Origin of the sequence: Rhodococcus xishaensis (genome assembly GCF_004011825.1) — a bacterium.
Lineage (GTDB): Bacteria > Actinomycetota > Actinomycetes > Mycobacteriales > Mycobacteriaceae > Prescottella > Prescottella xishaensis.
Genome location: NZ_RKLO01000002.1, coordinates 579,193 through 593,244, shown reverse-complemented (window position 1 = coordinate 593,244; position 14,052 = coordinate 579,193). Strand labels below are relative to the sequence as shown.

The following is a 14,052-nucleotide window of genomic DNA, read 5'->3' as shown; positions in this document are numbered from 1 at the left end:
TGTCACCATCGTCGCCGGGCCCGAGGGCTGCGGGTAGGGCCGGAAGACCCCGGGCGGGGATCGAATCGTCGTACGATCGGGTGGTACGCGCTCAGGAGATGCCGAGATGCTGACAGTGTTCCTCGTCGACGATCACGAGGTGGTCCGCCGCGGTCTCGCCGAACTGGTCGACGCGGACGACGATATGCAGGTGGTCGGCCAGGCCGAGAACCGCGCGCAGGCCCTGTCACGGATTCCGGTGCTCCGCCCCGACGTGGTGCTCCTCGACGTACGCCTGCCCGACGGCAGCGGCATCGACGTGTGCCGCCAACTCCGCACCCGTATGCCCGACCTGCGCTGCCTGATCGTGACCTCGTTTCGCGATGAACGCGCGATGCGGGACGCCGCGGCGGCGGGTGCGAAGGGCTATCTCGTCAAGGACATTCGCGGCATGCAGCTGGTCGAGGCGGTGCGTGCGGTCGGCGCAGGCCACACGCTTCCACTGCCGGCGGAGCCGGCGCCGCGGCCACAGCGTCGACGTGACCCGTTCCCGGAGAACCTCACCGCCCAGGAGCAGCGCCTGCTCGCGCTGCTGGGTGAGGGACTGACCAACCGGCAGATCGCGGCACGGATGTTCCTGGCGGAGAAGACGGTGAAGAACTATGTCTCTCGGCTGCTTGCCAAGCTGGGGGTCGAGCGCCGTACCCAGGCTGCGGTCCTGGCGGCACGGGTGGGCGCCGCCCCGGATGCTCCTCGAGGCGGTCCCGCGGGCAACCGCTGAGAACCACTTCGCCGACATGACTAACCCCTTTGGCCGGCAGCGGCTTCGGGTGTCAGTGGTGCGAAGGCAGAATCAGGCCGATCGAGTGTCCACCGGCAGACCCGCGAGAGCCCACTCGAGCATTCCTTCGTCCAGACGTTTCACGTCGCAGCCGGCGGCTCGGCCGATACGGACCGCGTCGGGGGCCATGACACAGAGCGTTCCCCGGCAGTAGGCGACGATGTCACGGCCGGCGGGAAGTTCGGCGAGGCGGTCGGCGAGTTCGGTGACCGGGATGTTGATCGCGCCGGGGATGTGTCCGGCCACATACTCCTCGTGCGGTCGGACGTCGACCAAGGTGATCTCGCCGGCATCGCGTCGGCGGATGAGTTCGTCGCGGGTGATGGCATCGTCGGGCGAGCCGAGGACCTGGGAGGCGGCACGGGCGACGTCGGCCACGTGCGCCTCGCCGACAGCCTGCACCAGGGCGAACAGGTGAGCGACGTCGGTTCCGGCGAGACGGTAGTACTGGCGGGTGCCGTCGCGGCGGGCTGCGACCAGGCCGCCCGCCTTGAGTGTCTGCAGGTTGGCTGACGCGGTGGTCAGGTTCATCCCGGTCGCGGTCGCGATGGCCTCGACGGTGCGCTCACCTTGGGCGAGGACCTCGAGGATCTGCAGACGGCGGCCATTGCCCAGCGCCTTGCCTACGCGGGCAATCTGGTCGAACAGGGCCGCTTTGCGATCCGACAACTCTCCCACCTTGCGTCTCCAATATTCCTTGGAATACAGTTCCATTATTCCTTAGTGCAGCTGCTCCTTGGTGCAGCGCCGCAAACCGCGAGTCTATTCACGCCCCGCCGCCTCCCCCGCGGGTCGACAGGTGGGAGCGAGGAAACGAGAAGCTCATGAGCAAGACTGTTGTCGTTCTCGGTGCTGGCGTGGGCGGGCTGACCGCCGCCGCCGAACTTCGCAAAGCGCTACCCGCCCAGGATCGGATCGTGCTGATCGATCGCTCCTTCACCGGCAGTCTCGGCCTGTCACTGCTGTGGGTTCTGCGCGGCTGGCGCACCCCCGATCAGGTCGCCGTCCGCCCCACGGCGGCCACGCTGCCTGGCGTGGACATGATCACCAGTGAAGTCACGAGCGTCGACCTCGAGACACGGACCGTGGAGTGCGGTCCGGCAGGGCCGATCGGCTATGACGCGCTGGTCGTCGCGCTGGGCGCGGGCTTGGACGTCTCGCGGCTGCCAGGTCTGCGGCAGGCGCTCGACGCGGAGGTCGCAGGCCAGTTCTACACCGTGGAGGGCGCCGCGGATCTTCACCGTCGCGTCGGCGCGCTGGAATCGGGCCGGATCATGGTGCTGGTGGCGGCCGTGCCGTTCAAGTGCCCGGCCGCACCGTTCGAAGCCGCGTTCCTCATCGGGGACCAGCTCGGCGAGCGCTTCACCAGCGGCGCGGTACGGGTGGACGCTTTCACCCCGGACCCGCTGCCGATGCCGGTGGCCGGACCCGCCGTCGGCAACGCACTGGTGAGCATGATGGACGCGCAGGGCATCGGATTCCATGGCAGCAAGTCCGCTACCAGCGTCGACCCGCAGATGCGAACGGTCTACTTCGCTGACGGGAGCACCGAATCCTTCGACCTCTTGGCTGTCGTGCCACCGCATGCTCCGGGCGCAGCGGTGGCCTCGACCGGCCTCGGCCCCGGGGGCTGGATCCCCGTCGACCCGGCAAGTCTGGCGACCACCGCGCCTGGGGTGTTCGCGGTCGGGGACAGCACCGCGTTGCTGCTGCCGAACGGCAAACCACTGCCGAAGGCGGCGGTGTTCGCCGAAGCCGAGGGTGAGGTCGCCGCACACCAGGTCGCCCGATACCTCGGCTACGGTGCCGCCGACACCAGATTCACCGGTGACGGCGCGTGCTATGTGGAACTCGGCGGAGGGATGGCGGCGAAGGGCGAGGGCAACTTCCTGACCGCGCCTGCACCGCAGGTCACGCTGCGCGAGCCGTCCACCGCCTACCACGCCGAGAAGGAGCAGCAGGAGCGAGACTGGTTGGCTCGCTGGAACGTTTCCTCTTGATCCGCCGCGATGCGGCTGAGCTTCAACGCCATGGTGCTTCGGCGGCACCGTCAGGGACCGGGCCGTTGCCGCCCGCGCAGACTCTTGTACATGTAGTCGGCACCGAGCAGCGCGGGCATCCCGGCGGCCGCGATCGCCCAGCCCGCGATCGATGGCGGCGACTGACCGAGCAGCGCCGCCAGCGGGCCGATCGTCAGCAGCATCACCAGGATCGCAGTCTCCACAGTGACCGCCCACAACAGCAGCGGGTTGGTCCGCCAGCCGAGCTGCCACACCGGCCGGGTCGCGCTGCGGCACGCGAAGGCGTTCGCGATCTGGCCGAGGATGATGGCGGTGAACGCCGAGCCGGATGCGGTCACCAGTGCCGCTCCGGTCGGCGGATCGGTACCGACACGCCATCCGGAGATCCAGAGCACCACGAGAAACGCGGTCATCGCGGCCGCCGCCTCGACCGGCCCGAGTACGCCGAATACCCGTGCCAGGAGGTTGCGGTCAAGCAAATGCCGACGCTCGGGACGACGATCCATCACACCCTTGCCCGGCGGCTCACCACCGAGGGCGAGTGCGGGCAGCAGGTCGGTGACAATGTCGATGCACAGCACCTGCAGGACGCCGATCGCGAGCGGAATCCGACTGCCGGACATGGCCCAGACCACGAAGGGTGTGAGTTCTGCGACGTTGGACGTGAGGTGGTAGGTGAGGAATCGTCGAATGTTGGCGTAGGTGGCGCGGCCCTGTTCGACGGCGGCGACGATCGTGGAGAAGTCGTCGTCCAGTAGCACGAGGTCTGCCGCTTCCCGCGCGACGTCGGTACCGCCGCGTCCCATGGCCACACCGATGTCCGCCTCCCGCAATGCGGGGCCGTCGTTGACCCCGTCACCGGTCATCGCGACGACGTGCCCGCGGGCCTGCAGGGCCCGCGCGACCGCGAGCTTCTGTTCGGGCGAGACCCTGCTGACGAGCACGCCGTCCCGGTCGAGGAGCTCGCCGAGCGCGTCGTCGTGTTCGGGGAGGTCGTCGCCCTCGGCAACGAGCGTCCTCGATTCGTCTCCCACAAGGCCGATCTCGCGTGCAACGGCGACAGCCGTCGCCGGGTGATCGCCGGTAAGCATGACGACCCTGATGTGGGCGCGCCGTGCCGCTTCGAGTGCCGCGGCGACAGTGGGACGGGGCGGGTCCTCGATACCGAACAGGCCGACGAGCGTCAGGTTCTGCTCCACCCGTTCCACGGGACCGGCCGCGTCGGGGAGGTCTCGGGTGGCGGCCGCGAGCACCCGCAGACCACGGCCGGCCATGTCGTCGACGGCGCGGTGGGCCGCGGCGAGAACCGGGGCCCCGGGGGACGTGCACAGCGGCAGTACGGAATCCGGCGCACCCTTGAGCATGAGGGTGCTGCCGGTGATCGCCGACTCGCGGCGCCGCTGGGGATCGAACGCGAAGCGTCGACCCGGCAGGGGCCGGTGCGGGTCGGTGAGTCCCACTGTGCGACGGGCGAAGGCGTCGAGGGCGGCTTCCATCGGATCGCCGACGGCCGACCAGGCGCCGTTCTGGAACACGATGCCGCCCTGTGACGCCGCCACCGCCACCTGGCCCAGATGCCCGGCCGCGGCGAGAGCGGAGTCCGTCCCGTCGACGCGGCCGGTGGGCTCGTATCCCTCCCCGACCGCGGTCACGGTGCCCGCCGGGGTCCAGGCCTCGGTGACGGTCATCCGGTTCTGTGTGAGGGTGCCGGTCTTGTCGGTGCAGATCACCGTCGTGGACCCGAGATTCTCGACCGCCTCGAGGTGTCGCACGAGGGCTTGCCGGTGCGACATTCGCTGAGCGCCCATCGCCAGCGAGAGGGTCACCGTGGGAAGCAGCCCCTCCGGGACCAGCGCCACGGTCACGCCCAGGGCCAGCACGAACCCTTCGTGGGCGGGTGACCCGATGAGCAGGGACAGCCCGAAGAAGGCGCCACCGACGGCGGCCGCGAGAACGGCGATCGCGCGAACGACGCGATGCAGTTCGGCGGCCAGCGGGCTCCGCGGTCGGCGCACGCCGGCAGTGAGGGCGGCGATCCCGGCAAGCCTGGTGTCGGCGGCCGTTGCGACCGCGATCGCCTCACCCTGTCCGCCGATCGCGTAGGTGCCGGCCCACACGGACTCGCCGGGCTTCTTGTGTATCGGTTCGCTCTCCCCGGTCAAGGTCGATTCGTCGACCGCGAGGTCATGGATGACCGTCAGCGTGCCGTCGGCGGGAACCCGATCGCCGCCGGCGATCACCAGGACGTCGCCGACGACCACGTCGGCGGCGTCAATCGTGCGGAGTTCACCGCTACGCCGGACGGTCACCGTCGCCGGCAGCAGGTCGCGCAGCCGGGCGGATGCCTTCTCGGCCCGTTCTTCCTGGACGAACGCGAAAAGGCCGTTCACCAAGATCACCACGACGATCGCGACCGTCAGTTGCGGCATGTCGGCTACCAGTGCGAGGGCGGCGGCGACCCAGAGCATGAGGGCGAAGAAGTGGGTCAGTTCGGCCGCGAGCTTTCGCCATGCGGGCGCCGGACGCGTCGTCGGTAGCAGGTTCGGGCCGTCGACGCGTAGCCGTTCGGCCGCCGTATCCGAGGTCAGCCCGGCCGAACCGGCGCTCGCGGCCGCTCCGAGTTCGTCCGTCGACACCCTTGCCATCGTGCGCTCCCACCGCTCCCACCCGACTCGTCGGAAGAACGATCGCCCCGGAGTGAGCCTGCCGGTGTGGGGAGGGTACGGGTAGGGAACTAGGTCCTCACGTCGACCACCAGTGGTCGACCGCCGTCGACAGTGACTGATCCGCTGGTCGTGCGGTGTCGATCTCGATGGACTCCGGCCAGGCATCCGCTTCGAGTGCCATGGCGCGGGCGATGTCGGGGGTGGCCTCCGAGTCGTGGTCGCCGCCATCGAGCCGGGCGCGCAGCCTGCGTTCGGTCGTCACCGGTGGAGCGGTGCACCGCAGCGGTACGAGGTCCGCGAGGGCCGCAGCGGCCACCTCGGCGGCACGCTCGCGCCATCGCCGATCCGTCCACGATGCGTCCAGGACAACGGACATCCCACGTTCCAGGTCCCCTTGGGCGCGATCGAGCAACGTCTCGTACACCCGAGCGGTGGCGTCCGGCGAGTACCGGCCGCGGCCGAACCCGGGGTCCGGGACGCTGGAGCGTTCGTCCGCGAACAGTTCCCGCCGGACGGCATCGCTCGACACGAGCGTGGCGTCGACCGCGTCGGCGAGCGCGCCTGCGAGGGTCGACTTGCCGGTAGCGGGAAGCCCGCCGACGAGGCCGAGCCGCACCGCACCGCGGTTCAGGTGGTCCTCCGCGATCGCGGTGTGCCGAACCGCGTCGTCCGCGGATGCCGCCCGTCCCTGCAGGAGGCGGATGCAGTCGACCTTCGCGCGCATGAAGGAGCGGTAGGCGACGTAGTGGTGCCGCAGTGAACTCGGGGCGGTGTCGGTGGCGGCCGCCGTGTAACGCTCGAAGAGCAACCCGGCCAGATCGGGTCGACCCAGGAACTCGAGATCCATTGCCAGACAGGAAATATCGTCGATCACGTCCAGGTAGCGGAGGCGGTCGTCGAAGTCGAGGCAGTCCAGGATTCGGGGGCCGTCAGGGAGGCAGAAGATGTCGTCTGCGAGCAGGTCGCCGTGACCGTCGACTAGGTGGCCACCGTCGATGCGTTCAGTGAACAGACGCTCGCGGCCGTCGAGATACCGCAGGACGACCTGCTCGAGTGCCGCCACGCGGCCGTCGTCGACGACCGACTGGTCGAGATCCCGCATTTCACGGATATTGGCCTGCCATCGCCATTGGACGGCCGCGGCAGTGCCCTCGGCGGAGATGTGGGCCGCACGCTGCGCGCCCGCATGGAACCCCGCGACCAGGTCAGCGATCGCACCGATCCAGTCGTCGGTATCCGTGCCCTGAACGATCGTCGACAGCCGCGCACTCTCGGGCATCCGCCGCATCACCACGAGCGGCTCCCCCTCGGCCCCGCCGGGGTCGCCCAGTTCGATGAGCCCGAGATACACGTCAGGTGCGAGTCGCCGATTCAGTTCGAGCTCGTGGGCACACACAGCCCGGCGGGCCTGCAAGGTCCCGAAGTCGAGGAACTCGGTGCGGACAGGCTTCTTCGCCTTGTACGCACGATTACCTAGAAGGATCACCACCCCCGCATGGGTCTCGTGCAGGGCAGCGAACGGCTGATCGCTTGACCACCCCGACGAGTCTGAGGACAACGACCTCAGTCGACCTTGCCGTGCTCGTCGTAGTGCCCCTCGTGCTCCGCATGCCGGTGGCCGTCGTGAAGGTAATCGACGTGGTCACCGTGCTGAATCGTCTCGTGTCCGCAGTTCTTGCCGTGGACGTGCGGGTGATCAGACGGATCGTGTGGACGGTGCGCGGACGCGGTCATGGCCTCTTCCTCTCGGTCGCCTCCACCCTCTCGTCGTCCACGCTAGCCCCGCCGGGGGCACGGTGGTAGAGATTCTCGATCTTCACGGACGTGGCGGCCGCTCACACAACGTGGTCAGCGGAAGCGCTCGGCGTCGCGGGCCAGCGCGACCAGTCGATCGGCGAGCGCGGTGAGCACACTACGGTCGGCGTCCTCGGCGACCGCGCTGGCGACGTCCTCGGCGGCGCAGCGCAGCTCGAAGATCCGGTCCGTCAATGCGGAGGCCGCGTCCGCTGTCAGGACGACGGCGTCGGCCGGAATCGAGGTTCCCTTCACCGCGTTGCGTTGTTCGTATGCGCGCTGGCGGCAGGCCTGACGGCAGTAGCGACGACGGCGGCCCGTCCCGGCCGGGGCGAGCTCCCGGCCGCACCACAAACATGACACGGGCTTGCGGGAGGCAGCTGTCATGGTTGAGCACCATACGCGGGGCAGCCGGGTCCGTCCCGGTACCATGGTGCGGCCGCATCCATGGCAGTTCCGGGAACGAATCCGGATTCCGGCACGTTGTAGATGGTTGTGAACGCTCGGTGCGCCGTCGCAGGCGAGCTGGCGCGGTGACGAACACCAATAGGTGACGAACACCAATAGGTGACGAACCAAGAGAGGACACACCATGGCAGATCGCGTACTTCGAGGCAGTCGACTCGGAGCGGTGAGCTACGAGACCGATCGCGACCACGACCTGGCTCCCCGCCGCATCGCCCGGTATCGGTGTGACAACGGGGAGGAGTTCGACGTCCCGTTCGCCGACGACGCCGAGATCCCCGGCACCTGGCTGTGCAAGAACGGCCTCGAGGGCAGCCTGCTCGAGGGCAGCGCGCCCGAGGCGAAGAAGGCCAAGCCGCCGCGCACCCACTGGGACATGCTGCTCGAGCGTCGGTCCATCGAGGAACTCGACGAACTGCTCAAGGAGCGGTTGGACCTGCTCAAGGCCAAGCGTCGCGGCGCGTAACAGCCGCCCGCTCGATTCTCAGGTTCGGCGCCGCCACGGTCCCCCGTGGCGGCGCCGAACTGTCTCCGCGCTGAGGGACGCGGGGCACGCGTTAGCTGCCGGTGAAAATCGCTGCTACCCCTCAGGTACATCAGTGACATCCCGCTGGTCGACATTCCACTGACCGCACGATTCACGAATCGTGCGATCACGTCGAACGGTGCATTCGATGCGATTGCGCGCAATAACTCGCATTCTCGTGCCGAGCCCACCCGGATGTGACCGGACAGCGACTCAAACAATGCGCTGGCCGAGGACATTCGGCCCGTTCGCGCGAACGTCTTCGTTGCCCGGGGCGATTCACTACGCCTACCTCACGATCGGCTGTGGCGCAACTGAATCCGGACACATCGACACCGGTCGTAATCGGTCTGTCACTAGGACTTTACGAGCATCGTGTATCCGATTTCCGGATTCGCCAGGGATTCGCCACGACTACTTACCCGTGACATCATGAAAGGAACTGATGCAGCTTGGCGGACACGGCCGGCGCGACGGTTCACAGGGTTGGACGGACGTGCCGAGCCGATCCGGAAGATATAAGGCGAGGTGGCGCATGGACGACACCAAGGGCCCCACAAGGGCCGATACCGCAGGACTCGCCGCGGAAACCGATCCGGCTGACCAGCCGAGTCTTGCGCACTTGCGGTCCGAACTGGACGTGATCGACGCACGACTGCTCGAGGACATCCGGGCCCGCATCGATGTGTGTGTTCGGATCGCGGAGTTCAAGCGAGGTCAACGCATCCCCATGATGCAGCCGCAGCGAGTGGGCCTGGTCCACGCCCGCGCAGAGCAGTACGCCCGTGAGAACGGGTTGTCGGCAGATTTCCTGCGAGAGCTGTACAACGTGGTGATCAGCGAGACGTGTCGGATCGAGGACGCCATCATCGGGTCGAACGGTGGCCCCTCGCGAACACCGGGCTGATAGCTCATGTCGACCCGAACACTGTTGATCGACAACTACGACTCATTCACCTACAACCTGTACAGCCTGTTGTCGGAGGTGAACGGTCGTCCGCCGGTGGTCGTGAAGAACGACACCGACTGGGCGTCGGTGCCCCTGGACGAGTTCGACAACATCGTCATCTCCCCCGGTCCGGGCCGACCGGACCGCAAGCGCGACTTCGGGATCAGTGCGCGGGCGATCGCGAACCGGCAGATCCCGGTGCTCGGGGTGTGTCTAGGACATCAGGGGCTGTGTCACTTGTTCGGCAGCTTTGTGGGCTTGGCCCCGGTGCCGATGCACGGGAGGCTGTCGGATATCCACCACATCGGGACCGGGATTTTTTCAGGGATTCCGTCGCCGTTCCGGGCGGTGCGCTATCACTCCCTGATCGTCGAGGATGTTCCGCCTGAGCTCGAGGCCCAGGCATGGACCGACGACGGGCTCCTCATGGCCGCGAAACATCGTCGGCACCCGTTGTGGGGCGTTCAGTTCCATCCCGAGTCGATCTGCACGCAGTACGGTCGGGAGTTGCTCGGCAACTTCCGGGATCTGACACCGACACGTTCCGGCCCGACCACACGCCCCGAACCTGCCCGGCAGTCATCGGACAGTCAGGGTGGGAGGCCGAAGTATGTCGTGCACAGCAGGCGCATCGACCGTGCGGTCGATCCGGCATCGGTCTACGGACACCTGTTCGCCGACGGTCCGGACAGCTTCTGGCTGGACGGTAGCGCCGCGATCGAACCAGAGTCTCGCTTCTCGGTGATGGGCGACTGCTCCGGGCCGCTGGCGGAGTCCATCACGTACAGAGTCGCCGAGACCAGCGTGTGCGTCCGCCGTGCGGGTCGCCCAGCCGAGCGGATTCACCAGCGGATCTTCGAGTACATCGACGAACAGCTGAAGGAGCGGGCGGTTGCCCCGTCACCGGAACTGCCGTTCGCATTCGGCCTCGGTTACATCGGATACCTCGGATACGAACTCAAGGCCGACGTCGGTAGCCAGTTGGTTCACACATCACCAACCTCTGACGCGGCCTTCGTGTTCGCCGACCGCGCAGTGGTGATCGACCACGTGGCAGGAACCTGCTACCTGCTGGCGTTGAGCGAGGACCCGGACGATCCTCGAGTGCCGGAATGGTTCGCGCACATCGAGGCCCGGATCCACGAACTCGATGAGGCCGTGGAATCACCGCCACCGCACCCCCTGGTGAAACTCGAGGACGACACCAAACCCCGACTCCGCCACAGCAACGACGAATACCTCGCGCTCATCGGGCAGTGCCTCGAGGAGATCCGCTCGGGCGAGTCCTACGAAGTGTGCCTGACGAACGCGGCGACGGTCGACCGGACGATCGATCCTGTGCGCAGTTACGAGACGCTGCGCGAGATCAGCCCCACCCCGTACAGCGCGTTGCTGAAGTTCTCGGGGTTGTCCGTGCTCAGTGCGTCGCCCGAGCGCTTCCTGCGGATCAGTGCTGACCGTGTAGTCGAATCCAAGCCGATCAAGGGCACCCGTCCGCGGCACTCGAGGCCCGCCGAGGACGAGGCGCTGCGCCAGGATCTGCTCGATAGCGAGAAGGACCGCGCGGAGAACCTGATGATCGTCGATCTGGTCCGCAACGACCTGTCGCGCGTCTGCGTGCCGGGCTCGGTGCACGTCCCCAAGCTGTTCGACGTCGAGACGTACGCACCGGTTCATCAACTGGTCTCGACAGTGCGCGGAACCCTACGCGACGACGTCTCCACCGTCGACTGCGTGCGTGCCGCATTTCCCGGCGGTTCGATGACCGGTGCGCCGAAGCTGCGGACGATGGAGATCATCGACAAGCTCGAGGAGGGGCCCCGGGGCGTGTACTCCGGTGCCATCGGGTATTTCTCGATCAACGGCACCGCCGATTTCTCGATCGTCATCCGCACGATGGTCGCGACGGAGGACCAAGTGACGTTCGGGGTCGGTGGCGCGATCGTGGCCCTGTCCGACCCGGAGGAGGAACTCGAGGAGACGATGGTCAAGGCCGTCACGATGCGGCGCTGCCTCTCGGTGACCTCCAGCGACGGCGTCGCGGCGACCTCGAACGACGGGGCTGGGGCGGCCTCTAACGACGGGGCTGGGGCGGCCTCGACCGACGGAGCTCCGGTGACCTCGCCGGACGGAGCTCCGGTGACCTCGCCGGACGGAGTTCCGGTGACCTCGAACGACGGGGCCGGGGCGGCCTCGACCGACGGAGCTCCGGTGACCTCGAACGACGGGGCTGGGGCGGCCTCGACCGACGGAGCTCCGGTGACCTCGAACGACCAGGTCGTGGGCGAGGTTTCGGCTAGGGACGGTGATCGGTGACAGCACGAGCGGACCCGGTCACCGACGCGATGGTGGTCGTCGGCGGGGCGGGTGCGGTCGGCGCGATGCTGGTGGACCTGGCGCGGTCGGGCGGCGACACGGTCACGGTGATCGACCGGATCGGCCCAGTAGACGGTCGCGCGGTGCTGGCAGGCGATGTCGTCACTCCCTCCGCGCAGATGCGTGCGGCCCTCGCCGCCGCCGACACCGTCGTCCTCGCGGTCCCTGAGGCCGTGGCGCTCGCCGCGGTGCCCGTTCTCGACCACATCATGCGGCGTGGTGCGCTGCTGGTGGAGACACTGTCGGTGAAGACCCGCATCCACCGGGCGGTGTGCGACAGCCCCGTGAAGCGTCCCGCGGTGGGGATCAACCCGATGTTCGCGCCCCCGCTCGGGATGGCCGGGCGGCCGGTGGCTACGGTCACCCACCAAGGCGGGCCGGCGGTCGAACGATTCCTCGGCGAGGTCGTCGGGTGGGGCGGGCGGATCGTGCGTCTCGACGCCGCCGAACACGATCGGGTCAGCGCGGCCACACAGGCACTGACCCACGCCGCGATACTGGCCTTCGGGCTGGCCCTGGCCGAATCGGGAACCAACCCCGACGTCTTGGCGGCGACCGCTCCCCCTCCGCACACGGTCCTGTCGGCACTGCTCTCCCGCATCGCCTCGGGTCTTCCCGAGGTCTACCATGACATTCAGGCGGGCAATCCAGGCGCCGCTGACGCTCGGAAGGCGTTGGCGGCAGGACTTGCTCGGCTGTCCGAGACCGTCGAGCACGGTGACGAGCAGACGTTCGCGACCCTCATGGCCGACGCCGTCCGGCCGCTCGGCGACCGGGTGGAGCGCTACCGGGAGACGTGCGCCGAGATCTTCGGGCAGCTGCGGGAGGATCCGACGGAGGGAGGACCGCCGTGACCGACAATCCATTCGGCGACGCGGCCGCCGACCACGAAACGCTGCTGCGCCTGCCGTCCCTGCCCCCGTTCGATCCGTCCGACCCGGTCGAGAGCGCGATTATCAGCACACTCGCTGACAGTTGGCCGCACCGGGCCACCGTCAAGCGCCCGGAACCGGACATCGACGGGCTGTTCGACGCCGACAAGGACGACTATCCGATACAGCTGATCCCGTTCCACGACGACGACCGCTTCCGGCGACTCGACGAACCTACCCGCCGCCGGATCCTGGCCTGGGCGTGGATCGCCTACAACAAGAACGTGATGGATGTCGAGCAATACGTCGTCAACCCGGGATTCCGGTTGCTGTCGCAGGATGCGTTCGGCACCGGCCTCGGCGACGTCCTGACGGTGGCGACGCTGCAGGCGATGGTCGACGAGCAGTACCACACGTTGATGCACCTGAACGCGAGCGCGCTCACCCGCCGTCGGCGCGGGTGGCATCTGCCCGAGAGCCGTCTACCGTACGGCCCGACCGTCCGACACCATCACGCGGCCGTCGCCGGCGCCGAGAGCCCACGAGAGTCGGCGCTCGTGAGCCTGGCCTACACGACGGTGGCCGAGACGTCGATCAGCTCGTATCTGGGTTTGATGACCGATGACGACGACCTCCAGCCGGTCAACCGGGCCACGGTCAAGCTCCATCGGCGCGACGAGTCCTGCCACTCATCGATCACCTGCGAACTGTTGAAGATCGTGTACGAGCATCTAGGGACCGACGACCGACGGATGCTGTTGTCGGGATTCGCCGCCGGACTCCAGGCGTTCGAGTCCAACGACTACCGGACATGGTCGGCCGTGATGGAGGCCGAGGGCGTCCGCCACGGTGACGAGATGGTGTCCGACGCCGCGCACGACTCCGATCGTCGGAAGCTGGTCCAGGACTGCAGTGCGATCCGACGGCTGTGCGACGACCTCGGTGTGCGCGACGAGGTTCCCTACGAGTGGTGACCCGCAGGGTACCTCGCACCGATCGTGCCGGGCCGTCACACTTCAGTGTCAGGGTGCGGCGTTGAGCCATTCGTAGAACGCGGGCTCGGCGTTGGGGTTGGCGGCCGTGATTCCGTTCACGGCACCGATCGCGGCACCGACTCCCGCGCCGACGGCGCAGCCGACGATGAACGCCGGGAAGATGGAGATGCAGCCGACCGCGAAACCGATGACCGTCCCGATCAGGGCCGACGTCGCGCCACCGTTCGCCCAGCCGATTTCGATCTCGCGCATCAGGTTGTCCTGCGCAGTCTGCTTGTCCACCACGGGGTGATCGAGAGGATTCCCTGTCGAGGTCGGGGCCGGTGTCAGTTCCGTGCCGGTGACGGCGGAGTCGGTCGAGTAGCCGACCTGCCCGGCGCCTGGCGTCGGCGCGGCTTGGGCGGTACCGGCGGCGATCCCGAGTGAGACGACGAGGAGAACGGACGCAGCGGAAGCCCTGAGCAGTTTCATGGAGCTCTCCAAACCGTGAGAGGGTCGGCAGTCCCTGATTCGACGCTAGACCCTGGCACGCTCTTCCCGCTGAGGATCGGTCGCCACCCGTCGCGTT

General features: G+C 68.0%; 13 protein-coding genes. 7 read left to right on the top strand and 6 right to left on the bottom strand.

Annotated features, from left to right (window positions below; translation table 11 throughout):
• Positions 1-106: 106 nt before the first annotated feature.
• On the top strand, positions 107-760 hold the full coding sequence (locus tag EGT50_RS07030; protein ID WP_127951948.1) for a response regulator transcription factor: 654 nt from the start codon (positions 107-109) through the stop codon (positions 758-760).
• Positions 761-832: 72 nt separating this feature from the next.
• On the opposite strand, the gene EGT50_RS07025 is transcribed toward EGT50_RS07030, so the two are convergent.
• The gene (locus EGT50_RS07025; protein ID WP_127952306.1) at positions 833-1,498 is read right to left on the bottom strand and encodes an ArsR/SmtB family transcription factor; all 666 of its coding nucleotides are present in this window, start codon (positions 1,496-1,498) and stop codon (positions 833-835) included.
• Between the two features lie 146 nt (positions 1,499-1,644).
• Between EGT50_RS07025 and EGT50_RS07020 the strand changes: the two genes are divergently transcribed.
• Positions 1,645-2,820 carry an NAD(P)/FAD-dependent oxidoreductase gene (locus EGT50_RS07020; protein ID WP_127951946.1) on the top strand — a complete coding sequence of 392 codons (1,176 nt, stop codon included), beginning with the start codon at positions 1,645-1,647 and terminating at the stop codon, positions 2,818-2,820.
• Positions 2,821-2,870: 50 nt separating this feature from the next.
• On the opposite strand, the gene EGT50_RS07015 is transcribed toward EGT50_RS07020, so the two are convergent.
• The 4 genes from EGT50_RS07015 to EGT50_RS07000 all read right to left on the bottom strand — a co-directional run bounded on the left by EGT50_RS07015 (position 2,871) and on the right by EGT50_RS07000 (position 7,688).
• Positions 2,871-5,486, bottom strand: coding sequence for a cation-translocating P-type ATPase (locus EGT50_RS07015; RefSeq protein ID WP_127951944.1), 2,616 nt, complete (start codon positions 5,484-5,486; stop codon positions 2,871-2,873).
• A 97-nt stretch (positions 5,487-5,583) separates the two neighbouring features.
• Complete coding sequence (locus tag EGT50_RS07010) at positions 5,584-6,996, bottom strand: bifunctional aminoglycoside phosphotransferase/ATP-binding protein (protein ID WP_235870618.1); 1,413 nt, start codon at positions 6,994-6,996, stop codon at positions 5,584-5,586.
• Positions 6,997-7,070: 74 nt separating this feature from the next.
• The gene (locus EGT50_RS07005; protein WP_127951940.1) at positions 7,071-7,241 is read right to left on the bottom strand and encodes a zinc transporter permease; all 171 of its coding nucleotides are present in this window, start codon (positions 7,239-7,241) and stop codon (positions 7,071-7,073) included.
• Between the two features lie 114 nt (positions 7,242-7,355).
• A complete protein-coding gene (locus EGT50_RS07000; RefSeq protein ID WP_127951938.1) occupies positions 7,356-7,688 on the bottom strand; it encodes a hypothetical protein in 333 nt (110 codons plus the stop codon).
• A 205-nt stretch (positions 7,689-7,893) separates the two neighbouring features.
• Here EGT50_RS07000 and EGT50_RS06995 point away from each other — a divergent pair, with 205 nt between their 5' ends.
• The 5 genes from EGT50_RS06995 to EGT50_RS06970 all read left to right on the top strand — a co-directional run bounded on the left by EGT50_RS06995 (position 7,894) and on the right by EGT50_RS06970 (position 13,463).
• Positions 7,894-8,232 (top strand): RNA polymerase-binding protein RbpA, encoded by a 339-nt coding sequence (locus EGT50_RS06995; protein ID WP_127951936.1) that lies wholly within the window; start codon positions 7,894-7,896, stop codon positions 8,230-8,232.
• Positions 8,233-8,827: 595 nt separating this feature from the next.
• Positions 8,828-9,199: a chorismate mutase family protein gene (locus EGT50_RS06990; protein WP_127951934.1), complete on the top strand. Its 372-nt coding sequence runs from the start codon at positions 8,828-8,830 to the stop codon at positions 9,197-9,199.
• Positions 9,200-9,205: 6 nt separating this feature from the next.
• The gene (gene pabB / locus EGT50_RS06985) at positions 9,206-11,557 is read left to right on the top strand and encodes an aminodeoxychorismate synthase component I (RefSeq protein WP_235870617.1); all 2,352 of its coding nucleotides are present in this window, start codon (positions 9,206-9,208) and stop codon (positions 11,555-11,557) included.
• A complete protein-coding gene (locus EGT50_RS06975) occupies positions 11,554-12,471 on the top strand; it encodes a prephenate dehydrogenase dimerization domain-containing protein (protein WP_328590638.1) in 918 nt (305 codons plus the stop codon). The genes pabB and EGT50_RS06975 overlap by 4 nt, the downstream gene beginning before the upstream one ends.
• A complete protein-coding gene (locus EGT50_RS06970; protein ID WP_127951932.1) occupies positions 12,468-13,463 on the top strand; it encodes an AurF N-oxygenase family protein in 996 nt (331 codons plus the stop codon). The genes EGT50_RS06975 and EGT50_RS06970 overlap by 4 nt, the downstream gene beginning before the upstream one ends.
• Positions 13,464-13,511: 48 nt before the next feature.
• On the opposite strand, the gene EGT50_RS06965 is transcribed toward EGT50_RS06970, so the two are convergent.
• The gene (locus EGT50_RS06965) at positions 13,512-13,955 is read right to left on the bottom strand and encodes a hypothetical protein (protein WP_235870616.1); all 444 of its coding nucleotides are present in this window, start codon (positions 13,953-13,955) and stop codon (positions 13,512-13,514) included.
• Positions 13,956-14,052: the final 97 nt, after the last annotated feature.